General features: G+C 60.4%; 22 protein-coding genes and 1 tRNA gene. 10 read left to right on the forward strand and 13 right to left on the reverse strand.

Translation table 11 applies throughout. The annotated features are described in order from the left end of the window. Positions 1-149, reverse strand: a 149-nt coding sequence (locus tag DXY10_RS14910) for a sigma-70 factor domain-containing protein (protein WP_305791065.1), incomplete at its 3' end; no start/stop codon positions are given. A gap of 112 nt (positions 150-261) precedes the next feature. Further along, positions 262-1644, reverse strand: a complete 1383-nt coding sequence (gene mgtE / locus DXY10_RS09785; RefSeq protein WP_115018908.1) for a magnesium transporter — start codon at positions 1642-1644, stop codon at positions 262-264. Positions 1645-1732: 88 nt separating this feature from the next. Between mgtE and DXY10_RS09790 the strand changes: the two genes are divergently transcribed. Further along, positions 1733-2212: a glutathione peroxidase gene (locus tag DXY10_RS09790; protein ID WP_115019154.1), complete on the forward strand. Its 480-nt coding sequence runs from the start codon at positions 1733-1735 to the stop codon at positions 2210-2212. A gap of 8 nt (positions 2213-2220) precedes the next feature. On the opposite strand, the gene DXY10_RS09795 is transcribed toward DXY10_RS09790, so the two are convergent. The 4 genes from DXY10_RS09795 to gyrB are packed head-to-tail and all read right to left on the reverse strand — an operon-like array spanning position 2221 to position 5315. After that, positions 2221-2619, reverse strand: a complete 399-nt coding sequence (locus DXY10_RS09795; protein WP_371411146.1) for a CrcB family protein — start codon at positions 2617-2619, stop codon at positions 2221-2223. Further along, the gene (locus DXY10_RS09800) at positions 2616-3017 is read right to left on the reverse strand and encodes a CrcB family protein (protein ID WP_115018911.1); all 402 of its coding nucleotides are present in this window, start codon (positions 3015-3017) and stop codon (positions 2616-2618) included. Before DXY10_RS09800 ends, DXY10_RS09795 begins: the two co-directional genes overlap by 4 nt. Next, positions 3010-3348: an SH3 domain-containing protein gene (locus DXY10_RS09805; protein WP_170955790.1), complete on the reverse strand. Its 339-nt coding sequence runs from the start codon at positions 3346-3348 to the stop codon at positions 3010-3012. The genes DXY10_RS09800 and DXY10_RS09805 overlap by 8 nt, the downstream gene beginning before the upstream one ends. Further along, entirely contained in the window at positions 3348-5315 is a 1968-nt protein-coding gene (gene gyrB, locus DXY10_RS09810; protein ID WP_115018913.1) for a DNA topoisomerase (ATP-hydrolyzing) subunit B, read from the reverse strand. The genes DXY10_RS09805 and gyrB overlap by 1 nt, the downstream gene beginning before the upstream one ends. Before the next feature lie 119 nt (positions 5316-5434). On the opposite strand from gyrB, the gene miaA reads away from it, so the two are divergent. After that, complete coding sequence (gene miaA, locus DXY10_RS09815) at positions 5435-6379, forward strand: tRNA (adenosine(37)-N6)-dimethylallyltransferase MiaA (RefSeq protein ID WP_115018914.1); 945 nt, start codon at positions 5435-5437, stop codon at positions 6377-6379. Positions 6380-6444: 65 nt separating this feature from the next. Continuing rightward, a complete protein-coding gene (gene infC / locus DXY10_RS09820; protein WP_115018916.1) occupies positions 6445-7104 on the forward strand; it encodes a translation initiation factor IF-3 in 660 nt (219 codons plus the stop codon). Between the two features lie 3 nt (positions 7105-7107). Here the strand turns inward: infC and DXY10_RS09825 are convergent, their stop codons facing one another. After that, positions 7108-7860: a dienelactone hydrolase family protein gene (locus tag DXY10_RS09825; protein ID WP_115019158.1), complete on the reverse strand. Its 753-nt coding sequence runs from the start codon at positions 7858-7860 to the stop codon at positions 7108-7110. A 79-nt stretch (positions 7861-7939) separates the two neighbouring features. Here DXY10_RS09825 and DXY10_RS09830 point away from each other — a divergent pair, with 79 nt between their 5' ends. Both DXY10_RS09830 and cysE read left to right on the forward strand, forming a co-directional pair. Next, positions 7940-8929 carry a GntR family transcriptional regulator gene (locus tag DXY10_RS09830; protein ID WP_115018918.1) on the forward strand — a complete coding sequence of 330 codons (990 nt, stop codon included), beginning with the start codon at positions 7940-7942 and terminating at the stop codon, positions 8927-8929. Positions 8930-8965: 36 nt separating this feature from the next. After that, positions 8966-9736 (forward strand): serine O-acetyltransferase, encoded by a 771-nt coding sequence (gene cysE, locus DXY10_RS09835; protein ID WP_256359479.1) that lies wholly within the window; start codon positions 8966-8968, stop codon positions 9734-9736. Between the two features lie 13 nt (positions 9737-9749). Here the strand turns inward: cysE and secA are convergent, their stop codons facing one another. Continuing rightward, positions 9750-12599 carry a preprotein translocase subunit SecA gene (gene secA, locus DXY10_RS09840; protein ID WP_115018921.1) on the reverse strand — a complete coding sequence of 950 codons (2850 nt, stop codon included), beginning with the start codon at positions 12597-12599 and terminating at the stop codon, positions 9750-9752. A gap of 102 nt (positions 12600-12701) precedes the next feature. On the opposite strand from secA, the gene DXY10_RS09845 reads away from it, so the two are divergent. Together DXY10_RS09845 and DXY10_RS09850 are read left to right on the forward strand one after the other, a co-directional pair. Beyond that, positions 12702-13640: an N-acetylmuramoyl-L-alanine amidase gene (locus tag DXY10_RS09845; protein WP_115018923.1), complete on the forward strand. Its 939-nt coding sequence runs from the start codon at positions 12702-12704 to the stop codon at positions 13638-13640. A 21-nt stretch (positions 13641-13661) separates the two neighbouring features. Continuing rightward, the gene (locus tag DXY10_RS09850) at positions 13662-14117 is read left to right on the forward strand and encodes a GNAT family N-acetyltransferase (protein ID WP_115018924.1); all 456 of its coding nucleotides are present in this window, start codon (positions 13662-13664) and stop codon (positions 14115-14117) included. A 3-nt stretch (positions 14118-14120) separates the two neighbouring features. Here the strand turns inward: DXY10_RS09850 and DXY10_RS09855 are convergent. From DXY10_RS09855 to psbZ, 3 genes are all read right to left on the reverse strand, one after another. Then, positions 14121-14192: transfer RNA gene (locus tag DXY10_RS09855), tRNA-Gly, on the reverse strand. Between the two features lie 67 nt (positions 14193-14259). Next, positions 14260-14736 (reverse strand): 6,7-dimethyl-8-ribityllumazine synthase, encoded by a 477-nt coding sequence (gene ribH, locus DXY10_RS09860; protein ID WP_115018926.1) that lies wholly within the window; start codon positions 14734-14736, stop codon positions 14260-14262. 74 nt (positions 14737-14810) lie between these two features. Next, positions 14811-14999 (reverse strand): photosystem II reaction center protein PsbZ, encoded by a 189-nt coding sequence (gene psbZ, locus DXY10_RS09865; RefSeq protein ID WP_115018927.1) that lies wholly within the window; start codon positions 14997-14999, stop codon positions 14811-14813. A 164-nt stretch (positions 15000-15163) separates the two neighbouring features. Between psbZ and mutS the strand changes: the two genes are divergently transcribed. Next, on the forward strand, positions 15164-17935 hold the full coding sequence (gene mutS, locus DXY10_RS09870) for a DNA mismatch repair protein MutS (protein ID WP_115019159.1): 2772 nt from the start codon (positions 15164-15166) through the stop codon (positions 17933-17935). A gap of 23 nt (positions 17936-17958) precedes the next feature. Here mutS and DXY10_RS09875 read toward each other — a convergent pair whose 3' ends face one another. Next, entirely contained in the window at positions 17959-18660 is a 702-nt protein-coding gene (locus DXY10_RS09875; RefSeq protein ID WP_115018929.1) for a precorrin-8X methylmutase, read from the reverse strand. On the opposite strand from DXY10_RS09875, the gene holA reads away from it, so the two are divergent. Both holA and DXY10_RS09885 read left to right on the forward strand, forming a co-directional pair. Then, positions 18659-19663 carry a DNA polymerase III subunit delta gene (gene holA, locus DXY10_RS09880; RefSeq protein WP_115018931.1) on the forward strand — a complete coding sequence of 335 codons (1005 nt, stop codon included), beginning with the start codon at positions 18659-18661 and terminating at the stop codon, positions 19661-19663. The two genes, DXY10_RS09875 and holA, sit on opposite strands and share 2 nt — an antisense overlap. A gap of 30 nt (positions 19664-19693) precedes the next feature. Further along, on the forward strand, positions 19694-21496 hold the full coding sequence (locus tag DXY10_RS09885; RefSeq protein ID WP_115018933.1) for an aspartate kinase: 1803 nt from the start codon (positions 19694-19696) through the stop codon (positions 21494-21496). A 19-nt stretch (positions 21497-21515) separates the two neighbouring features. Here DXY10_RS09885 and DXY10_RS09890 read toward each other — a convergent pair whose 3' ends face one another. Continuing rightward, positions 21516-22355: a methyltransferase gene (locus DXY10_RS09890; RefSeq protein WP_170955791.1), complete on the reverse strand. Its 840-nt coding sequence runs from the start codon at positions 22353-22355 to the stop codon at positions 21516-21518. Positions 22356-22358: the final 3 nt, after the last annotated feature.

Consider the following 22358-nt stretch of genomic DNA (forward strand, 5'->3'; position numbering starts at 1 on the left):
TGCTGATGGCTCAGCAGCGGCACACGACCGATATCACGCAGATACGAACGCACCATGTCGACATCTGCCACGACCGAGCGAGACCCGGTAGGCCGACGCGTTTTGGAGTTGGCGGAAGCAGCTGGGGCGAGAGCAGTTGCGGCGATCATGCGTGCTCCTTTGCGTTCATTGCGTTATGTAAAGAGTACCCCTAAAGAAGTGTAAAGAGACTCTCAGGAAAGAAACGGCCGCAAAATTAGGTAATTATCCCTAGGGAGCCTCTCAGGCCGCTAGGGGGAGATTGGCCAGCAGCCAGGCCGCGGTGCTGAGATAGATGATGACGCCAGCCACATCGGTGGCGGTGGTGATGAAGGGAGCCGACATCAGCGCCGGATCCAGGCCCATGCGATTGAACAAAAGCGGTAACGCCGCTCCAGCCGTAGCCGCCAAGGTGGTGATCGCCATCAGGCTGATGCCCACCGCCGCAGCGACCAAGGGCCCTCCACCACGCCACCAAGCGAACGGAACCACCACCAACAACATCAGCAAGCCCAGCAAGGCGCCGGCAATCGCCTCACGCACCACCACCCATAGGGGTCCAAGCGCCTGAATGCGCTGGGTGCTCAAACCACGAATCACCACTGTGGAACTCTGGGCACCAACGTTGCCGCCGCTACCCGTCAGCAAAGGAATGAAAGCGGTCAGCAACACCACCTCCTTCAGCACCTGCTCGTTGAGGGCAATCACCTCCGAGGTGAAAAAGCTGGCCACCACCAACACCGTGAGCCAGACCACCCGGCGGCGGGCCACTGTGAATAGGTTGCTCTGGAAGTAATCGTCTTCATCACCCGCCTGCACAGCACCTGCTGCATACAGGTCACGGGTTGCTTCCTGTTCGATCACGTCGATCACGTCATCAACAGTGACGATGCCCACCAAGCGCTGCTCAAGGTCCACCACGGGAACAGCCAAGAAGTCATAGCGCTGGATCGCACGAGCCACCTCCTCCTGATCAGTGTTGGTGCGCACACTCACCACATCCCGTGTCATCACATCGCCGACTTGATCATCTGGATCGGCCGTGACCAGATCGCGAAGGGACAGGATGCCAGTGAGATGGCGCTCCCCATCGGTGACATAGAGGCTGTAAATCGTCTCCGTGTCCCGAGCGCGACGACGCACGATCGTGAGCGCCTGAGCGGCACTGTGGAACTCCTTGAGGTCAATGAACTCAGTCGTCATTAGACGGCCGGCGGTCTCCGCCTCATAACCCAGCAACTGTGCGGTCACCCGACGCTCCGCCGGGCTCAGCTCCATCAACAACCGACGCACCACCTTGGCGGGAAGTTCATCAAACAACCGCACACGGTCGTCGGGTGACATCTCCTCAACGAGCTCCAGCACCTCTCCTGAGCGCAGTCGCTCCAGCAGGCTCTGCTGCACAGCCGGCTCGAGATATTCATACACCTCGATCGCTTCATCCTTGCTCAGCAAACGGAAGGCGAGAGCCTGCAACGTTCGCGGCAGGCTGCCGATCGCCTCGGCAATATCCACAGGCTGAACAGGCTCCAGCAACAATTTGACGGCGTCGTAATTACCCGCCGCCAGCATTGATTCCAGCTGCTGGGTCACCACGGACGCGACCACCCCAGTTGCCTCGTCCATCGGCCTGTGGTCTGGGCCTGCTCAGTGTATGGCGCATGGCTGCACCAAACAGTTCCCAGCTAGTGTTTTCGCTCCTAATCGGATGAGCATGGGCCTGAATGTGAATGGAGTGACCGTGCGCGGCGCCGATGGCAATGACAAAAGCCTCAGCGACTACGCCGGCAATGTGCTGCTGATCGTGAATGTGGCCAGTCGCTGCGGCTTCACCAAGCAGTATTCCGGCCTGGAAGCACTCAACAAAACCTATGGGTCTCAGGGCCTACGCGTGCTGGGATTCCCCTGCAACGACTTTGGTGGTCAGGAACCCGGCACGCTTGAAGAAATCCAAGCCTTCTGCTCTACCAGCTACGGCGCCAGCTTCGAGCTGTTCGACAAAGTGCACGCCATGGGCACGACAACCGAGCCTTACTCCACTCTCAATCAGATGGAGCCGGCCGGTGATGTGGCCTGGAACTTTGAGAAGTTCCTCGTGGGCAAGGACGGCAGCGTGATCGCACGCTTCAAGAGCGGAGTTGAGCCAGAGTCAACCGAATTGAAAACCGCGATCGAAGCGGCACTGGCCGGCTAAGCCTCAGCTCAACGGGTCGGTGCCGGGGCCGTTAGGGCCCGACCGACCCAAAATCCAAGTGCTGCGGCGCCAACACCCAGGCCAAGGGTCAAGCCAATCAGGCCCAGGGCCTCAACCCATTGCCCAGAAGCAATCAGCTCAACACTGTTCACCATCCAACTGCTGAACGTGGTGAGCGATCCACAAAAACCAATGCCGAGGAGGAGCTGACGGCGGGGGCGACTGGGACATCCAGCCAACAAGCCCAGCACCAAGGCACCGACCACATTGGCGACGAGATCCTTCTCGCCGAGGTGCAGACCCAGTTGCCAGCGCAACACTGCCCCGGGAACAGCACCGATCGCCACCAGAACAAGCTCCGACAACTCCTGCTGAAGAGTGAATCGGCTCGTCTTCGCCTCCATCAGGCCACCCCGAGGCCATAGCCGAGTGCAGCCACCAGTAAGCCACCCAGAACCGAACCGACAGCGAGCACAAAGCATTCCAGCCACTGATGGGCCCTCAGGGTGTTGAGCAACTCAACCGCAAAGGTAGAAAAGGTACTGAGACTGCCAAAGAAACCGGTAGCGATCAGCAATAGCAACGGTGCAGTCGCTGTGGCGGGCTGGCATTTGCCACTCACGGTCAGTCCTGCCACAAGACCGAGACCAAACGCCGCGATCAGGTTGACCGCAAACGTTCCCCAGTGTTTACGCGGCACCATCGGTTCGTAGTGGTTAACCACCCGAAGTCGCAACCACGCACCTGGAATGGCCCCCAATCCCACTAGGGCGACCTGACGGGTGAACAACAGTGCATCAGCCATGCATCCAGCCCCGCTGGACCGCACCAGGATGGTCAATACCAACGGTTGAGGCCACCTCAACTTGCAGCCACTCCTCACCGTTTTCACATCGCCAACTCCGCAAAACCCGCAGCGGGGTGCCCAAGTCGAGTCGACGCAGAGAGGGCGCATTCACCCTGGGGGAGGCATGCAAAAGATCGTGGGAACCACTGATCAACGGCCCACCACCATCACGACGTCGCACTTCTGGAAGACGTCGATCTGCTCCTCCAGCGGGAAGGGCCGCCGGGGCCAGCAGAGCAACACCGAGCAGCCAGCTCCAGCGCATCGCGGTAACCAGCGAAGCCTGCATCAGATGTCGAGGTTGGTCATATCAAGTTCAGCGCTGTGGGTTTCAATAAATTCACGACGCGGTGCAACCTTGTCGCCCATCAGGATGGTGAAGATGCGGTCGGCTTCGAGGGCATCTTCAATTTCCACACGTTTCATCATTCGCGTGGTGGGATCCATTGTGGTCTCCCAAAGCTGTTTCGGCATCATCTCACCCAAACCTTTGAAACGCTGAATGTTGTAATTAGCTTTTTCCGGAAAGCTTGATAGGGTTTTTTGGAGATCTTGCTCGTTGTAGCAATACGTGTGATTTTTCCCGCGCTCCACTTTGTAGAGAGGCGGGCAGGCGATGTAGATAAAACCACCTTCCACCAACTCCTTCTGATAGCGGTAGAAAAAGGTGAGCAATAAGGTGCGGATGTGAGCACCATCCACATCAGCATCTGTCATGATGACAACGCGGTGGTAGCGAAGATTCTTCTGATCAAAGTCTTCGCCTTTGATGCCAAGTCCAAGGGCCGTAATCAGAGCCTGAATCTCGGTATTTTTGTAGATCTTGGCATCGTCTGTTTTCTCAATATTGAGGATCTTTCCGCGCAAGGGAAGAATCGCTTGGAAACGACGATCACGACCTTGCTTAGCGGAGCCGCCAGCTGAATCACCCTCAACGATGTAGATCTCAGACTCGGATGGATCCCTTGAACTGCAATCTGCCAGCTTGCCGGGAAGCGTGGAACTTTCCAACACGCTCTTGCGCCGCACAAGCTCACGCGCCCGGCGCGCTGCTTCGGCTGCATTAAAGGCCTGGATGGCCTTCTCCAGGATCATGTCGATCACACCTGGATTGAATTCCAGGTACTGACCGAGAGACTCACCGACAAGACTGTCAACAATGCCGCGAACTTCGGTGTTCCCCAATTTGGTCTTGGTCTGACCCTCAAACTCAGGCTCAGGAACCTTCACGGAAAGCACAGCGGTGAGGCCCTCGCGAATATTTTCACCAGCGAGATTGGAATCAGCTTCCTTACGCTTACCGCGCTTGCGAGCAAAGGTGTTGAGTGTGCGAGTCAGAACAGTTTTCAGACCCTCGATATGGGTGCCCCCATCAACCGTGCGGATATTGTTGGCGAAACCAAGAATACTGTCGGAATAGGCATCAACACACCACTGAAGGGCTGCTTCAACCGAGACACCATCTTTCTCGGCATTCACATAAATAATCTCCGGATGAAGGGGTTCCTTCTCCGCATTCATATAGGCAACGTATTCCTTGATGCCGCCTTCGTAGAAATAAGTTTCTTCGTGAGGCTCACCTTCTGGACTTCGGGCGGATTCACGCTCATCGCGAAAGACAATGCTGACGCCGCCATTTAGATAAGCAAGCTCTCTCAGCCTGGCGGAAAGAGTGGAGTAATCAAAAACAATGCCAACCGTGAAAATATCGATGTCTGGCTTGAAGCAGACACTCGTACCGGTGCGGCCATTCTCATCATCGGGCTGATCTTCTGAGCGAAGACTGCCAATCGCTGCACCGCGTTCAAAGCGCTGACGGTGCACCTGCCCCTGACGGCGGACCGTCACCTCAACCCATTCACTGAGGGCATTGACAACGGAAACCCCCACCCCGTGGAGGCCTCCAGACACTTTGTAGCCACCGGCGCCGAACTTGCCGCCGGCATGCAGCACCGTGAGCACTGTCTCCAAAGCACTCTTGCCAGTGCGCGGGTGCACATCCGTGGGAATGCCTCTGCCGTTGTCGGTGACTGAGGCTGAGCCGTCCTCACCAAGGACAACAAGGATCTCTGAGCAATGCCCAGCCAGAGCCTCGTCGACAGAGTTATCGACAACCTCGTACACCAGATGATGGAGTCCACGCGGCCCTGTGGTGCCGATGTACATCCCCGGGCGCTTACGGACTGGCTCAAGCCCTTCGAGGACCTGAATCTGTTCAGCGCCGTAGGCGGCTTGAACCTTTGAGGCTTCGCTCATGCGTTCGTGGTCTGCAAAGCCGTCCTGTCAGGCTGAATTTACCACCGGTGCACCAGAGGCGCTTGCAGAGGCCTCTGAGGCGTCATTTTTCCCAGGGGTGCACCCCCAAGGATTCACCCATGGGCGACACCAGTGCCATTCCCACCAGCCCCGACAATCCCGATCAAGGAGCCAATCATCCCCTTGTGATCGTGGTGCTGGGCCCCACCGCCAGTGGAAAGACGGCGCTTGGAATCGCCCTGGCCCAGCAGCTGCAACTCGAGGTGATCAATGTCGATTCCCGCCAGCTCTACAGGGGGATGAACGTGGGTACCGCCAAACCCACACTCGCCCAGCAAGCCGAGGTCACCCACCACCTGCTCGACCTGCGCAATCCAGACCAGCCTCTAACACTCCAGGAATTTCAGGGCGTGGCGCTGGAGGCGGTGAACCGCTCGATCGCAACACGGAGCATGGCCCTCCTGGTGGGAGGAAGCGGTCTCTACCTCAAATCCCTCACCAGCGGTCTCAAGCCACCTGCAGTCGCGCCACAGCCTCAGCTACGCGCCCAGATGGAACAGCTCGGCCAACCGCTCTGCCATGCACTGCTGCAACAGTCAGATCCAGAGGCCAGTCGTCGGATCGCACCGGCCGACGCGGTGCGCACCCAACGCGCCCTTGAGGTGCTCTATGCGACAGGACGCACCATCAGCAGCCAGCAAAGTGCCAGCCCCCCGCCCTGGCGAGTGCTGGAGCTGGGCCTCGACCCCATCGACCTGCGTCAGCGAATCACCCATCGAACACGCCAGCTCTACGTGGATGGGTTGGTGGAGGAAACGGATCTGCTGCGCCAGCGCTTCGGTGCTGACCTCCCCCTCCTTCAGACCATCGGCTACGGGGAAGCACTGCAGGAACTGGACGGAACCCTGAGTCGCGAGGATGCAATTGCGATCACCTCCCGACGCACCCAACAGTTCGCCAAACGCCAGCGAACTTGGTTTCGCCGCCAGCATCAACCCCACTGGCTGAGGAGTAAGGAACCCTTTAACGAAGCGATGAATCTGATCAAAGGAGGTCTAGTGTGAGAGGAGAAGTGCCTGCGTTTGTCCAAGCTGGGCCGCCGTCCTTCCCTGTTCCCTCAACACCCTGAATGGCTCCACGTCCCCGTTTTGATCGACGCGCTCCTGTTCGTGAGCTCCCCAACATCAACGAACGCATCAATTATCCGCAGCTGCGAGTTGTTGATGCTGATGGCACCCAGCTTGGCGTGATCGACAGGGAAGAGGCGCTGTCTGTCGCCCAGGAACGCGAACTTGACCTGGTGCTGGTGAGCGAAAAAGCCGATCCTCCGGTCTGCCGGATCATGGATTACGGCAAGTTCAAATTTGAGCAAGAAAAGAAGGCCAAAGAAGCCAAGAAAAAGTCGCATCAGACCGAGGTCAAAGAGGTCAAGATGCGCTACAAAATTGACCTGCATGACTACGACGTCCGCATTGGCCAAGCCCAGCGTTTCCTCAAGGCCGGTGACAAGGTGAAATGCACCGTGATCTTCCGCGGTCGGGAGATTCAGCACACCGCCCTCGCCGAAGTGTTGCTGCGGCGGATGGCCAAGGATCTTGAAGAGCAGGCCGAAATCCAACAGCCTCCGAAGCGCGAAGGCCGCAACATGATCATGTTCCTCACACCGCGCAAGACGCCGCTGGTGAAGAAGGACAAGGACGACGACCAACCCGTCGTGAAGGCAGTGCGGACCATCACCGCCCCGCCCCGTGCGGCAAGGATGAGCGGCAAAAGCGGCACCACCCCATAACGCTCAAGCGTGAAGGTGGTCGAGCAACAGCTGCCAACCCAGCTGTGCCGCTGCTGGATCATGGCTGCTGCGAGCTTCACACATGAAGCCATGATCAGCCCCATCAATGCCCACATAGCGCAACCGCTCTCCTGAAGGGTCAGATGCTCTCAAGGCATCGGCTATCTGCTGCTGATCCGCTGGTGGAATCAGCGGATCAGCTGTGGCGCAAATGCAGGTGAGGTTGCCAGCGACTCGAACCAAGAGCTCCAAACTGGGCGGCCCTCCACCAGGGCGCCTTTGGCAAACACCAGCACCGTAAAAGTCGAAACTGCTCTGCACCTCTGGAAGCGTGGCCGCAAGCAGGGCAGCATGGCCCCCGAAACAAAACCCCAACACTGTGAGCTCCGTGCAGCCCTGCGTCCGCAGCCAGGCAGCGGCATGACGCACATCAGCGAGGATCCCCGCCATGGTGGTGCTGTCTTTATGACGGCGGCCCTCCGCCAGCGCATCCGGGTCGTAACCCAACTCCAACTGCGGCGCTGTGCGTGCAAACAGCGGCATGGCCAGCGCCGGCACCCCTTCTGCAGCGATCCGATCAGCAATGCTGCGCACCCAGGCATTCACACCAAAAACCTCAGGCAGCACGAGAACAGCACGAAAACGAGACTGTTTAGTGTCATTTACCGGCGCCCACCAACAGCGCAGTGGTGCATGCGAACGGGCAATGGTGTGCCAATGAGAAGGAGTTCTTAAAGCGCGCTCAGGAATTGGCATCAGGACACAGACCACCCAACCAATTGTCACCAGGACGATCACTTCTTAGGGTGGCCGCAATTCGATCCGGTCCACCGGCGTGCGATTCCACATTCAGCAGGAAAGCGACATTCCGGCTTCGACCCAGCTCTACAACCAGATCTGCTTCGCGATCGCCGCCCGGCACTACCCGCCAGGCCACCGGCTACCCAGCACCCGCCAGCTCGCGATGCAGACCGGTCTGCACCGCAACACCATCAGCAAGGTCTATCGCCAGCTGGAAACTGACGGTGTGGTGGAAGCGATGGCCGGGTCTGGCATTTACGTGCGTGACCAGCAAAAACCCCGAGAAGTGCGCACCCCTGTGCACATCCGCAACCGTGGGGTTACAGATCTCGACCGCGAAGTGCGTAAATGCGTGGACGGACTCCTCAATGCCGGCTGCACCCTCCAGCAGACCCGTGAACTGCTCACGCGCGAGATCGACTGGCGACTGCGCTGCGGCGCGCGGGTGCTGGTGAGCACTCCCAGGGAAGATATCGGCGCCTCCATGCTGATTGCAGAAGAACTCGAGCCGAGCCTGGATGTACCTGTTGAGGTGGTGCCAATGGAGGAGCTCGAGAGTGTGCTGGAGAGCGCCAGCAATGGCACCGTGGTGACAAGCCGCTACTTCTTGCAACCGATCGAAGAGCTGGCCAAACGCCATGGCGTGCGCGCGGTGGCAGTGGATCTGAACGACTTCCGCGAAGAACTCAATCTGCTCAAGGAACTCAGAGCCGGCAGCTGTGTGGGCCTGGTGAGCATCAGCCCGGGCATCCTGCGTGCCGCCGAGGTGATTCTGCACAGCATGCGGGGCAATGAACTGCTGTTGATGACCGCAACTCCAGATGTGGGAAGCCGTCTACTGGCACTGCTGCGGGCCTCCAGCCATGTGCTCTGCGATCGGCCCAGCCTGCCCCTCGTGGAACAGAGCCTGCGCCAGAATCGGTCCCAGCTGATGCGCATGCCCCAAGTGCACTGTGCTGAGAGCTACCTGAGCAGCGACACGATCGAGCTGCTACGCAAAGAGATCGGTCTGCAGACCAACTGAAAGTCCACAGCCCGAACCCCTGACAGGTGATGATGCCTGCACCAGGCAAGCGTCCAAACTGACAAGGCCATGTTCAAGCAGATCCGAGCTGACATGGCCCTCATCCGTGAGCGGGACCCTGCGGCACGAGGCGCTCTCGAAATCCTGCTCTGCTATCCAGGCTTTCAGGCCATCACAGTCCACCGGCTCAGCCACCGGCTGTGGCACTCCCGCCTACCCCTCAAACTTCCGGCACGGCTTCTGAGCCAGCTAAGCCGTGGCCTAACCGGTATCGAAATTCACCCCGGCGCCCGCATCGGCAGCGGCGTGTTTATCGACCACGGCATGGGAGTGGTGATCGGCGAAACCGCCGAGGTGGGTGACCACTGCCTGCTGTACCAGGGAGTCACCCTGGGAGGAACAGGCAAGGAGAGCGGCAAACGTCACCCCACCCTCGCCAGCAATGTGGTGGTTGGAGCCGGTGCCAAGGTGCTGGGGGCTTTGAAGATCGGCACCAACACCCGCATTGGAGCAGGCTCAGTGGTGGTGCGAGATGTGGAGGCCGATTCCACCGTGGTCGGGATTCCAGGCAGGGTGATTCACCAGAGTGGAGTGCGGATCAACCCGTTGGCCCACTCCGCCTTACCAGATGCGGAGGCCAACGTCATTCGCAACCTGATGGAGCGGATCGATCAACTGGAAAGCCAGGTGGGCACCCTGCAGGCCTGCCTCAAGGCCGTCGCAGCGGGACGGCCGATCAGTGAGGTGCGTAGTGGCAAATCACAGAACCTCAAGGACCGAGAGATCCTCGAGTTCTTGGGGGACTGACCAGGGGAGACGATCAGGCGCTTGCTGTCTGCGGAGCCGCAGGAGCTGGCTGGAACATGAACATCGAATAAATCACGTTGCGGCGCATGTTGGTCATCATTTCCAGGAACATGTCATAGCCCTCATTCTTGTATTCGATCAGGGGATCTTTCTGGCCATAACCGCGCAAGCCAACCGATTCGCGCAGCGCATCCATGGCTTGGAGATGCTCTCGCCAGAGGGTATCGATCTGCTGGAGAATGAAGAAACGCTCAGCTTCGCGCATGAGGCCTGGGCGTTCTTGTTCTATCTGGCCCTCCTTGAGGTCGTAGGCGTTGCGTAGCTGCTCCTGCAAAAATGCCTTGAGGTCATCCATGGAGAGACCACTGAGTTGATCGGGCTTCAGATCCTCGAGCAGATAGACAAACTCCTGAACCTTGCTCACCAGCTGACCAAGATCCCACTCCTCAGGCGGTAGATCGGGATTCACATAGGCCTCAACGATTTCATTCATGGTGCGCTCTCCATAGCCAATCACCTGCTTCTTAAGCTCACGCCCCTCGAGCACCCGGCGCCGTTCTGTGTAGACAGCTCGGCGCTGGTTATTCATCACTTCGTCGTACTCAAAGACCTGCTTACGGATGTCGTAGTAATACGTTTCCACCTTCTTTTGCGCCCCTTCCAGAGAGCGGGTCAACATCCCCGACTCAATCGGCATGTCCTCCTCGACACGGAAGGCATTCATCAGTCCAGCGACCCGATCACCACCAAAGATGCGCAGCAAGTTGTCACCAAGCGACAGGAAGAAGCGAGTGCTGCCAGGGTCCCCTTGGCGACCGGCTCGACCGCGTAGCTGGTTATCGACGCGACGGGATTCATGCCGTTCAGTGCCGATGACATGGAGACCACCCGCCTCACGCACACGAGCTTCTTCCTGTTTGACCACCTCGTCGTATTCCGCCTTCACTCGGCCAATGGCCAAACGCAAAGCGGCGATCTGCTCATCCTCGGTAGGAGCCTTCTCTGCCGCCGTGGCAATGCGATCCTCCAGCTCAATCACGCTGAGGGCACGGTCACCCCAGGCTTTGATCAGATCACGAGCAAGATCGGCCAGCGCCTGGTCGGTGTCATCACTGAGTTGACAGGGATACAGGCTGCCAATAGCCCTGGCTTCGCTCGGTGCGCTGCCGTGAGGACCTGAGGAAGGCACTGCCTTAGCTGCAAACCCAGAAGCCTCAGGACTGCGCTGGAGGGGCACTGGCGGGCGATGACCCTCCTCGGGCTTCACCAGCCGGGGCAAGAGCACCTCGCGCAACTTCAGGCGTGCCATGTAGTCACTGTTCCCGCCGAGAATGATGTCGGTACCGCGGCCCGCCATGTTGGTGGCGATCGTCACAGCACCGGAACGGCCTGCTTGTGCCACGATCTCAGCCTCACGCTCCACGTTTTCAGGCTTGGCGTTGAGCAGGTTGTGAGGAATGGACTCCTCGGCCAACAAGGTGCTGAGCAGCTCGCTCTTTTCGACGCTGGTGGTACCCACCAGCACAGGCCGGCCATCGTGGTGAATCTGAGCGGTCTCTTTTGCCACCGCTCGCCATTTAGCGGTTTCAGTTTTGTAAACCTGATCGGCCAGATCACGACGGGCTCGCACTCGATTGGTGGGCACAATCGTGGTCTCGAGTTTGTAGGTTTTCTCGAATTCCACTTCCTCGGTCTTGGCCGTCCCTGTCATCCCGGCTAAGCGGGGGTAAAGCAAAAAGAAGTTTTGGTAGGTGATCGAAGCCAGGGTCTGTGTTTCCGGCTGGATCTGCAGGCTTTCTTTGGCTTCGATCGCCTGGTGCTGCCCATCACTCCAGCGGCGACCAGGCATCACCCTGCCGGTAAATTCATCAACAATCACGGCTTCGCCCTCACGCACGATGTAATTCACATCGCGGACGAACAAATCCTTGGCCTTCAGCGCATTCGTGATGTAATGCGCCCAGGGGTCTTGAGGGTCATAAAGATCACTCACCCCAAGTAGTTTCTCTGCCTTTGCAAAACCTTCATCAGTGAGGGTGCAACTGCGCTGTTTCTCATCCACCTCGTAATCCCCTTCGGGATCGATGCCGTCCTTCCCCATTTCGGCCGCACGCTCGAGGGCATCTGCTATCTGCGCCGCCTGCTGATATTTCTCCTGAGGCCTTTCCACCTGCCCGGAAATAATCAGAGGCGTGCGGGCCTCATCGATCAGGATCGAATCAACCTCATCAATCACGCAGTACTGGAACTCGCGCTGCACCACCTCGCTGATGTCATTGGCCATGTTGTCGCGAAGGTAATCAAACCCCAGTTCTGAATTGGTCGCATAGGTGATGTCACATCCATAGTTTTTGCGACGGGTGGCGGGATCCATGTCCTGCTGGATCAGACCCACCGAAAGGCCCAAGAAGCGATGCACCTGGCCCATCCATTCCGCGTCACGCCGAGCCAGATAGTCGTTCACGGTGACGACATGAACGCCGCGGCCGGTGAGGGCATTGAGGTAACTGGGCAACGTGGCCACCAAGGTCTTGCCCTCGCCGGTCTTCATCTCGGCGATCTGGCCCTCATGCAGAACCATGCCCCCGATCATCTGCACATCGAAATGACGCATGCCCAACACCCGCTTCCCGGCTTCACGCACGACCGCGAAAGCCTCCGGCAAAAGGTCATCAAGGAGGGGCCGCTGTTTCTGAAGCGGGCCGGCGTTCTCCAGCTTCTGACGGAAGTCAGCCGTGCGACGGCGCAGGTCGTCATCACTGAGAGGAGCAATCTCCTCCTCCAGCAGATTGATGTCCGAGACGATCGGCTGGTAGCGCTTCAGCTTGCGGGCATTGGGATCACCCAGCAGGAGCTTGAGCATGGATGCAGCGGATCGTCTGGGGGCCAGCCTACTGAGAACATGCGACTCGCCTGCAAGCTCTGCAAAACAGCACGCTTCAAAACACCTGGCTAAGCAGACAACATGGGAGCCACCATCTATTTGCACTGGACGGCAACTCACTACGACTGGGTTCGCAGCGGCCACTACCACTCCATCATCGATGGTGATGGGAAGGTGCACTGCCTGCACGCCTACAGCGTTGATCTGCCAGCGCACACATGGGGTCGCAACAACAATTCCGTTGCCCTCTCCTGCGCCTGTATGGGGGGTCAGCCCGATCCCTGGAGCCAGCCGCCAACGGTGGCGCAGTTGAAAGGATTGTGCGAAGAAACGGCAGCCATTGCCCGCAGCTGGGGCTGGCAGGCGGAAGACATCACCATCAACACGGTGATGACCCATGCCGAGGCGGCCTCCAACCGCGATGGTCGGATCCTGCACGACAACTATGGCCCCATGATCTGGGGCGGCACCGGAGAACGCTGGGATCTACTCCAGCTCGAAGCCAACGGCAGCAGCGATGGCGGCGATCAACTGCGTCAGCGGATCAAGAGCTTGCTCCACCAGCAGGCTTCAGCCGAGCCCGAGCCGCACGACGGCGCCATCGAACAGCAACCTCCACTTCAGTTCCAACGCACCAGCAGCATGCGGGCCCGGGGCGAAGCTCTGCCAATCGTCATCGATACTGAAGGCCGCTCCTGGGCATTGGCCGCCGATCTGCTGGTGCGCTACGGGATTACCTACAGCTGGGACAGCAACCTCCGGCGCGTACTGATTGGCAGCCTGGATGTGGTGCCCAGCTTTCGGGAGGATGGGGTGCAGAGCGATGTGGGCTGGCCTCTGTTCGAGATGACGCTTCAGAGCCATCAGGCGCCAGTGATCCTGCGGGGCATCCTCCGCCCCTCAGCAGACGAATCAGACGGTGATCACAGGGCCTGGTGCAGGGTGCTGGAATTCGCCGAGGAGTTCGGGATCTCCGTTGTCTTCTCACCATTCAGCCTGGGTGAACGCAGAGGCGGATGATGAAGACCAACATCCAATGCCATGGCACGCATCCGCCTGGTTGAACATGCCCCGGGAGCCCCAGGCCTGCGCTGGTTTGGCATGGGACCTGGACTGCGCCCGAGCCGGGGCCTGATCAAGTTGCGCCGGCTGTTCCAGAAGCACGCCTTCTGGGCTGAGAACCGCACCACAAGCGACCTGAAGCAGATGCTGGCAGGCAGCACTGTGGTCGTGAGCCTATGGCGTGGCAAGCGGATTGTGGGCTTCGGCCGCGCCCACAGCGACGGCATTCATCGCGCCGTGCTCTGGGACGTGGTAGTTGCCGGAGACCTGCAGGGGCGAGGACTGGGGCGCCGGGTGGTCGAGGCCCTGCTCGCAGCCCCTGCAATCCGGAACGCCGAACGCGTCTACCTCATGACAACGAACAGCGCTGGCTTCTACAAGCAGCTGGGATTTGATGATGCATCCCCCCAGCAACTACTGATCAGGAAGCAATAAGCAAGCGGATGAAGAGATTCGAACTCTCGACCCTCTCCTTGGCAAGGAGATGCTCTACCACTGAGCTACATCCGCAAGTCGGCCGTGAGGTTGTGTCCCTCGCGACCTGGAAAGCATGCACTAACAAGGTGCCCTCAGTCAATCAACCGAGAGCTTTCATCAGAGAGCCCATCTCCAGAGCTTCAAGGCCATAGCTCCAGCCAAGATTGTTCTTGATCCCAGCCCGTTCCAGGGCCTGTTGCATGGTGTCTGTGGTGAGGACCCCGAAAATCACCGGCACAGCCGTGTCACGTGCGACTGCGGCCACCCCCTTGCTGGCCTCAGCCACCACGACATCAAAATGGGGGGTGTCCCCACGAATCACTGCTCCAAGAGTGATCAGCACGTCGTAGCTGCCGCTACGAGCCATTGTTTGTGCCACCAGTGGCAGTTCAAAGGACCCAGGGACCCAGGCCACATCCAGTTGGGAGCTTGTCTGGGTCGCATCCACACCATGCCGAGACAAGCAGTCGAGACAGCCACTGAGCAGCTTGCTGGTGACCAGATCGTTGAAACGAGCCACAACAACACCGATGCGCAGGCTCTGCGCATCGGTGAAGCGACCCTCAAAAATGGCCATGAGACCGGCTGAAACTGATCACATGCTCCCACCTCGGTGGAAGGACCACGTGCGATCAGATCAATGCCTGTGTGTCAGACCACAAAGAAACTGACACCCCAATTGAGCAGCACAAGAGCCACCCAGGCGATGCCGCCGAGAAGAATCAAACGATTGGAGTTGCCACTGTCCTCGCTGGAGGCGTAGAGGACAGGCACCGCCACAATCATGGCGAACGACATCACCACCAGGGCCAGAACGGTGAGGGTGTTGAGGATCTGCATGGAGTAAGTCGACGCCAGGTCGGTGCTTGGGATTCTCCCACGCGGGGGCCGAAGGTCCCGGCATCACCAGCGCCAACCTTTACAGCTTGTGGTGAAGAGTCGCTGTCAAGACCCTTACGATCAACCCCCCGCCAGCGCTCCCCGTGCCCCAACTGGATCTGGCCATGCAGGGCAATCTGTTCGGGGATCCGGAGCCGGCAAGCCCGGACAAAGCCCAGCCAACCGGGAGGGCAGATCGACACGGAGATGGCGCCGGCACCACACCGCTGAATGACGCAGCCCTCACCGCTGATGCCGAAGCAAGGCCTCGACAGCGTCAGGCCTCAGACGAGTCCGCGACAGCCGCACACGACGGCGTTAACGATCAGCCCGACAATGACAACTCCTCTGCAAACACCAGCCTTCTCGAAAGCAATGACGACGACCTGCCCGCCTGGAGCCATCACAGCCTCGTGGAGCCGTCGCAGCTCACGCCGATGCTGCGCCACTACGTTGAGCTGAAAGCAGCCCATCCGGAGCGGGTGCTGCTCTATCGACTCGGCGATTTCTTCGAATGCTTCTTCGAGGATGCGATCGAGCTCTCGCGCCTGCTGGAGCTCACGCTCACAGGTAAGGAAGGAGGCAAAAGTGTCGGACGGGTGCCCATGGCGGGCATCCCCCACCACGCAGCCGAGCGTTACTGCTCCGATCTGATCCGCAAAGGGCGCAGCGTGGCACTCTGCGATCAACTGGAGGCTGCGCCAGCAAAGGGGAGCGCGAAAGGCACCTTGCTGCGGCGTGACATCACACGGGTGCTAACGCCAGGCACAGTGCTTGAAGAAGGCATGCTGAGCGCTCGCCGCAACAATTGGCTGGCCGCCGTGGTCGTGGAACCGCCACAGGGCAAGCAACCCTTTCGTTGGGGCCTGGCCAGCGCCGATGTGAGTACCGGAGAACTGGTGCTTCTGCAAATGGAAAGCAGCAGCGAACTGCATCAAGAGCTGGCGCGGCTCGATGCGGCCGAACTGGTTTGGGGGCCTGGACACGAGCTCGATCAAAACGACAGCGCCAACGGCCGACCGGCCTGGTGCCCGGAACGACAGCGGCTCACGGCCATGACCAGCACCCCCTTCAGCCGCCCGGAAGCAGAGCAGGCACTGCTCAGCCACTACCGTCTCGCAACCATTGATGGCCTCGGTCTGCAGAACCACCCCCTGGCCTTGAGAGCTGCCGGAGGACTGCTCGCCTATCTGAACGAGACCCGACCGCTGGAAGAGGATGACCTCAATGCGCCGCCACTGGATCGACCGAGCCTGCGCTTCAACGGTGATTCACTGGTGCTGGATGCCCAAACCCGACGCAACCTCGAACTGACCTCCACCCAGCGTGATGGTCAATTTCAAGGCTCCCTGCTCTGGGGAATCGACCGCACCCTCACCGCCATGGGTAGTCGCTGTCTACGCCGCTGGCTGGAAGCCCCGTTGGTGAAGACGCAGGCCATCCAGCAACGTCAATCCACGGTCAGCACCCTCGTGCAGAACCGCCCACTGCGGCAGGCCCTGCGTCGTTTGCTGCGGCCGATGGGAGACCTTGAACGTCTGGCGGGGCGCGCTGGAGCCGGCCAGGCTGGCGCTCGTGATCTCGTCGCCATCGCTGATGGGCTCGAGCGGCTGCCCTTGCTGGCCGAACTCATCAGTGAACGCCTCAACGCTGGCCCCCACTGGCTCGAGCACTTGCTGGTACCGGATCGCGAACTCCAGAGCCTGGCTCGCACGATCCGACACGAACTCGTGGAGAACCCTCCTCTGAACCTGAGTGAGGGTGGTCTGATCCACGACAGCGTCGACCCCCTCCTTGATGGGCTACGCAACCAGCTCGACGACCAGGACAGCTGGTTGGCGGACCAGGAACTTCTCGAACGCCAGCTAAGCGGAAACACCAATCTGCGCCTGCAATATCACCGCACCTTTGGCTACTTCCTCTCCGTGAGCCGCGCCAAATCCACGTCCGTGCCCGACCACTGGATCCGCCGCCAAACCCTGGCCAACGAAGAACGCTTCATCACCCCCGACCTGAAGGCACGAGAAGGCACCATCTTTCAGCTCAGAGCTCGCACCGCTCAACGCGAATACGAACTGTTCTGCACGCTGCGGGAGGAGGTGGGCCAGCACGCTGAAGCAATCCGGCGATCAGCCCGAGCCGTTGCAGGTTTGGATGCCCTCAGCAGCCTGGCGGACGTGGCCGCCACCGAAGGTTGGTGCGCACCTGAGATCAATGACAGCCGCGCCCTGATCGTGGAGGCCGGCCGCCATCCTGTGGTGGAACAACTGCTGGTGGAAGAGCACTTCACACCCAACGACATCGGGCTCGGCAGCGACATCGACCTGGTGGTTTTGACCGGCCCCAATGCCAGCGGCAAGAGCTGCTATCTCCGTCAGATCGGTCTGATTCAGCTGCTTGCCCAAATGGGTGGATGGGTGCCGGCGCAGTCGGCTTGCATCGGTATCGCCGACCGCATCTTCACCCGTGTTGGCGCCGTGGATGATCTGGCAGCAGGCCAATCCACCTTCATGGTTGAAATGGCCGAAACCGCTAACATCCTTCACCACGCCAGTGAACGATCGTTGGTGCTTTTGGACGAGATCGGGAGAGGCACGGCGACCTTCGATGGCCTCTCAATCGCCTGGGCCGTAAGTGAGCACCTGGCTGGCGAACTCCAGGCCAGGACGGTGTTCGCCACTCACTACCACGAACTCAATGCCCTGGCGAATCAGCGGAGCAATGTGGCCAATTACCAGGTCCTTGTGAAAGAAACCGGGGAAGACCTCCTGTTCCTGCATCAAGTCGCCCCTGGAGGCGCCAGCCGCAGCTATGGCATCGAGGCAGCACGACTGGCGGGCGTGCCCACACCGGTGGTGCAAAGGGCTCAGCAGGTGCTGGATCAACTCGCTGCCTGAGTTGCCTCCCCCGAAGCGAATGCCTAAGCGCTCGCTCCTGCCCGCAGCAGCGCATTGCAAGCTGCCGCCACCAGGCCTGCACCGCCACGGGTTCCTTCGAGCCGGATCTGGGGCAGGTCCGTGGCCGCCAACCGACGTTTGCTCTCCGGTACCCCCACAAACCCCACGGGCATCCCGATCACCAGACTGGGCGCAGCTGCACCCTCCACCAGTTGGTCCAGCAGTTGCTCCAGCGCAGTCGGGGCACTGCCGACCAACAACAGCGGCAATGGCCTGGCCTCTGCCAATGCACGGCGCGAGAGCACGGGCCAGCAGGCTGCCATCGCGGCGGCCGAACGGGTCGACCCTTCCGGTGCTTGGGAGGGGGCCCAATCCAGTAATGAACTGACTGCATTCCCTCCCGTGCGCCTGGCCATCGGTGCCACCGCCGCCGCTGCCATCGCCGTGTCGGTGAGAATCAGCGCACCGGCTTGAAGCGCTGCCAGGCCCTGGTCGCAGGCCCCTGGACTGAACCGGAGCAAAGGAGCCAAAGAAGGATCCCCACTGCTGTGCACAAGCCGTTCCAAAACCTGCTGCTGCAGAGGGTCTAAACCGGTGTCGCCGAGCAACAGGCGAATGCGTCGGATGCTTTCGGTGAAGATCGGATGATCGCTGTGCACCTCTTGGGTCACAGGGGCTTGCGGCAGGGGGCAGACTTCAGCATCCTCCGCGGTCACGCCTGCCATGCCCGTGCACCTGTTCTGGGGCGACGACAGCGCAGCCCTTGAAAGAGCAGTGACAAAGCTGATCGACAGCGTGGTGGACCCAACCTGGAGCAGCATCAACCTCAGCCGCCTCGATGGTGGCGACAGCGGCCAGGCCCTGCAGGCCCTGGAGGAGGCCCGAACCCCGCCGTTTGGCAGCGGCGACCGGCTGGTGCTTTTACAACGGTCTCCGTTCTGCAACGCCTGTCCCAGCGAGCTGGCCGACCGCTTCGACGCTGCCCTTGACTTAATCCCCGACACAAGCCACCTGGTGCTGTGCAACCCGGCCAAGCCCGATGGCCGTTTGCGTACCACCAAGACCCTTCAGAAACGCATCAAAGCCAAGCTCGCCAATGAAGAGCGGTTTCAACTCCCGGCCGTCTGGGATGGCGCTGGCCAGCGCCAACTGGTGGAACGCACCGCTAGCGAGCTCGCACTCGACCTAGAGCCCACGGCAGTAGATGCCCTGATCGATGCCATTGGCAATGACAGTGCGCGCCTGAGTGCGGAACTGCAGAAACTTGCCCTCCATGCCAGCAGCGCCGGCAGCACAACGATCACTGCCGCTGCCGTGGCTGCATTGATTGATGGCCAAGCCACCAATGCTTTGCAGGTGGGCGATGCCTTGCTGGAAGGCCAGGTGGGCGAAGCCATCTGTCGTCTGGATGCATTGATCGATGCCGGTGAACCAGCCCTGCGCATCGTGGCAACCCTCACCGGCCAGATCCGGGGATGGCTCTGGGTGAGCCTGATGGAACAACAAGGCGAACGAGATGTCGCCGTGATCGCCAAAGCGGCGGGAATCGGCAACCCCAAACGCATCTATGTGATGCGCAAGCAACTGCAGGGGCGGCCCCCAAACCGCTGCCTCAACCTGCTCGGTCGGCTGCTTGAGGTGGAAGCATCACTCAAACGCGGAGCTCAGCCGGCTGCTGCGTTCCGAGATGGGATCTTGGGAGCCACAGCCGGTGGGGGAGCCCAGTGAGACAATCACCAGCGGTATGAGACGGCTGGCATGGCGCTGCTGGTGCAGAAATTCGGTGGCACCTCCGTCGCTGATGTGGAACGCATCAAGGCGGTAGCCCAGCGCATTGCCGCAAGCAAAGAGGAGGGCAACGATCTGGTGATCGTGGTGTCAGCCATGGGCCACACCACGGACGAGCTCACCAGCAAGGCACGGGCGATTAGCAGTGACCCACCCCAACGAGAGATGGACATGCTGCTGGCCACCGGAGAGCAGGTTTCGATCGCCCTGCTGTCGATGGCCCTCAATGCCCTTGGCATCCCAGCGGTATCAATGACCGGGCCCCAGGTCGGGATCGTGACGGAATCGGCCCACGGACGAGCGCGCATCCTCGAAGTAAGGACCAACCGGCTACGCAGTCGTCTCGATGAGGGCCAGGTGGTCGTCGTGGCAGGGTTCCAAGGCACCAGCCAGAGCAGCGGCGGAACCGCGGAGATCACCACTCTGGGCCGAGGCGGCTCCGACACCTCTGCCGTAGCGCTGGCGGCAGCACTCGGTGCAGATGCCTGTGAGATTTACACCGATGTCCCCGGGGTGCTCACCACTGACCCGCGCAAGGTGAAAGATGCCCAACTGATGCCTCAGGTGAGCTGCGACGAGATGCTCGAACTCGCGAGTCTCGGTGCCGCAGTGCTCCATCCCAGGGCCGTGGAGATCGCACGCAATTACGGCGTCACCCTCGTGGTGCGCTCCAGTTGGAGCAACGAACCCGGCACTACCCTCACCAGTCGCAGCGGCCGACCGATCGGCCGCGACGGCCTCGAACTGGGCCGGCCGGTTGATGGCGCTGACCTGGTGGAAGACCAGGCCGTGCTGGCCCTCTCCCATGTGCCAGATCAACCGGGAGTGGCTGCCAAACTCTTCGAAGCCTTGTCCGCCGGAGGCGTGAATGTAGACCTGATCATTCAGGCCACTCACGAGGGCAGTAGCAACGACATCACCTTCACCGTTGCCGATTCGGATCTGCCCAAAGCGCGCGCTATTTGCGCAGGCCTTCTTGATCGTGATGGTGGGCAGCTTGTCGCACAAGGCGGCATGAGCAAGCTGAGCATTAATGGCGCCGGCATCATGGGCCGCCCAGGCATAGCCGCTGGCCTTTTCGACACTCTCTCCAGGGCCGGTATCAATCTGCGCCTGATCGCCACCAGCGAAGTGAAGCTGAGTTGCGTCATCGATGCGGAATTCGGCGGCAAAGCGCTACGGGCCGTCTCCGACGCCTTTGAACTCGGTGAACACCAGGTTCACCTCAATCCTCCGACGTCCGGAGAAGGAGAGCCCGAAGTCCGCGGCGTCGCTCTCGACCGCGATCAGGCCCAGGTGAGTGTGCGCCATGTGCCCGACAAGCCAGGCACTGCAGCAGCCCTCTGCTCTGCCCTCGCTGATGCGAGCATCAGTCTCGACGCGATTGTGCAGTCGGAACGGCAACATGCCGACGGCAGCCGCGACATCAGCTTCACCCTCAAGCGGGACGAACGCTCCCGAGCCGATCAGGCCCTCGCACCTTTACTTGCCCAGTGGCCTGGTGCCCAGCTTGAGGATGGCCCCGCCATTGCCCGCGTCAGTGCCGTTGGAGCAGGCATGCCTGCCACGGCCGGGACGGCTGGTCGGATGTTCCGCTATCTGGCCGATGCCGGCCTCAACATCGAACTGATCGCCACCAGCGAAATCCGTACTAGCTGCGTGGTGGCCGAAGCCGACGGTATCGCCGCCGTTCAAGCGGTCCATGCTGGCTTCGGACTCGGCGGCAGCGAAGTGCATCAGGCCCAGGGCAGCGAATCACCTTTGGAGGTGTAAACCCTTCAAGCTGCCGGCTTCAACGTCGGCGCAACACCATCCAGGTGGAGTGGTAATCCAGCACCGCTGGCCCCTCACGTAATTGCTGATCTAAGAAACGCCGCAGGCGAGCCAATTGGGAGCGCGAATAGCGAGAGCATGGTGGACGGGCACCGATGAGTGCGAAGTGACGCAGGTAGGCCAGGGCCGAATCCACGGCTACCGCGTTGGCAAACGATCCACTGCCAACCCAAGTGAACCGGGAATGGAGGCAGCGTTGAGCCGCTGACCCAATCAGATCCTGTTCTGCGGGCAACTCGATCAAATGATTGGGCAATGACGCCGCTGACAGAGCCCTCCTCAGCAGGGAGAAGCTGCTGGCGTCTGGCACCACGAGAGCCAACCAGTCACCGGGCTGGAGCAGCCTCGCCCACACCTCTCGCAACACCGTCAGCGGGGCCTGACTCCACTGCAGGGCATAGCTGGACAGGATCAGACGCATGCCATCGGCAACAGGCGTCTCGGCCAGAGCACGCACCAGATCAGAGCTGAAGGCATCAACGGACAACCCCTGCACCGCTCCATGGCGCTCTGAGAGGAGAGCCATGGCATGCGCCACCATTTCGGGAGCCTGATCCAACAGCAGCAGCTGACAAGGCGGCAGCTGCCCAGTGTGCTGCAACAGATCCAGCCAGGCACGCGTCGCTAGACCAGTGCCGCATCCAAGATCCAGCAGACAATCCGGCGCCCTGTCTGGGCCAGCGCTGATGTCAGACGCGATGAACCGCCAGGCTTCTTCTGCCAGCCGATCCGCTGCTAAGCGCTGGGGTGTTGCCGCAGCGTCATAGGTGGAGACCGCAGCACCAAACGACGAGATCAAAAG

It is taken from the genome of Synechococcus sp. UW140, assembly GCF_900474295.1.
Classification (GTDB): domain Bacteria; phylum Cyanobacteriota; class Cyanobacteriia; order PCC-6307; family Cyanobiaceae; genus Synechococcus_C.

Excerpts from the sequence above, each read along its gene's own strand:
- ribH (WP_115018926.1), bottom strand. The coding sequence starts at position 14,736 with ATGGCCATTTTTGAGGGTCGCTTCACCGATGCGCAGAGCCTGCGCATC.
- mgtE (WP_115018908.1), bottom strand. The coding sequence starts at position 1,644 with ATGGACGAGGCAACTGGGGTGGTCGCGTCCGTGGTGACCCAGCAGCTG.
- infC (WP_115018916.1), top strand. The coding sequence starts at position 6,445 with ATGGCTCCACGTCCCCGTTTTGATCGACGCGCTCCTGTTCGTGAGCTC.
- holA (WP_115018931.1), top strand. The coding sequence starts at position 18,659 with ATGCCCGTGCACCTGTTCTGGGGCGACGACAGCGCAGCCCTTGAAAGA.
- DXY10_RS09825 (WP_115019158.1), bottom strand. The coding sequence starts at position 7,860 with ATGCCAATTCCTGAGCGCGCTTTAAGAACTCCTTCTCATTGGCACACC.
- DXY10_RS09800 (WP_115018911.1), bottom strand. The coding sequence starts at position 3,017 with ATGGCTGATGCACTGTTGTTCACCCGTCAGGTCGCCCTAGTGGGATTG.
- miaA (WP_115018914.1), top strand. The coding sequence starts at position 5,435 with ATGGGCGACACCAGTGCCATTCCCACCAGCCCCGACAATCCCGATCAA.
- DXY10_RS09885 (WP_115018933.1), top strand. The coding sequence starts at position 19,694 with ATGGCGCTGCTGGTGCAGAAATTCGGTGGCACCTCCGTCGCTGATGTG.
- gyrB (WP_115018913.1), bottom strand. The coding sequence starts at position 5,315 with ATGAGCGAAGCCTCAAAGGTTCAAGCCGCCTACGGCGCTGAACAGATT.
- DXY10_RS09845 (WP_115018923.1), top strand. The coding sequence starts at position 12,702 with ATGGGAGCCACCATCTATTTGCACTGGACGGCAACTCACTACGACTGG.
- secA (WP_115018921.1), bottom strand. The coding sequence starts at position 12,599 with ATGCTCAAGCTCCTGCTGGGTGATCCCAATGCCCGCAAGCTGAAGCGC.
- DXY10_RS09875 (WP_115018929.1), bottom strand. The coding sequence starts at position 18,660 with ATGGCAGGCGTGACCGCGGAGGATGCTGAAGTCTGCCCCCTGCCGCAA.
- DXY10_RS09790 (WP_115019154.1), top strand. The coding sequence starts at position 1,733 with ATGGGCCTGAATGTGAATGGAGTGACCGTGCGCGGCGCCGATGGCAAT.
- DXY10_RS09805 (WP_170955790.1), bottom strand. The coding sequence starts at position 3,348 with ATGCAGGCTTCGCTGGTTACCGCGATGCGCTGGAGCTGGCTGCTCGGT.
- psbZ (WP_115018927.1), bottom strand. The coding sequence starts at position 14,999 with ATGCAGATCCTCAACACCCTCACCGTTCTGGCCCTGGTGGTGATGTCG.
- DXY10_RS09850 (WP_115018924.1), top strand. The coding sequence starts at position 13,662 with ATGGCACGCATCCGCCTGGTTGAACATGCCCCGGGAGCCCCAGGCCTG.
- mutS (WP_115019159.1), top strand. The coding sequence starts at position 15,164 with ATGCAGGGCAATCTGTTCGGGGATCCGGAGCCGGCAAGCCCGGACAAA.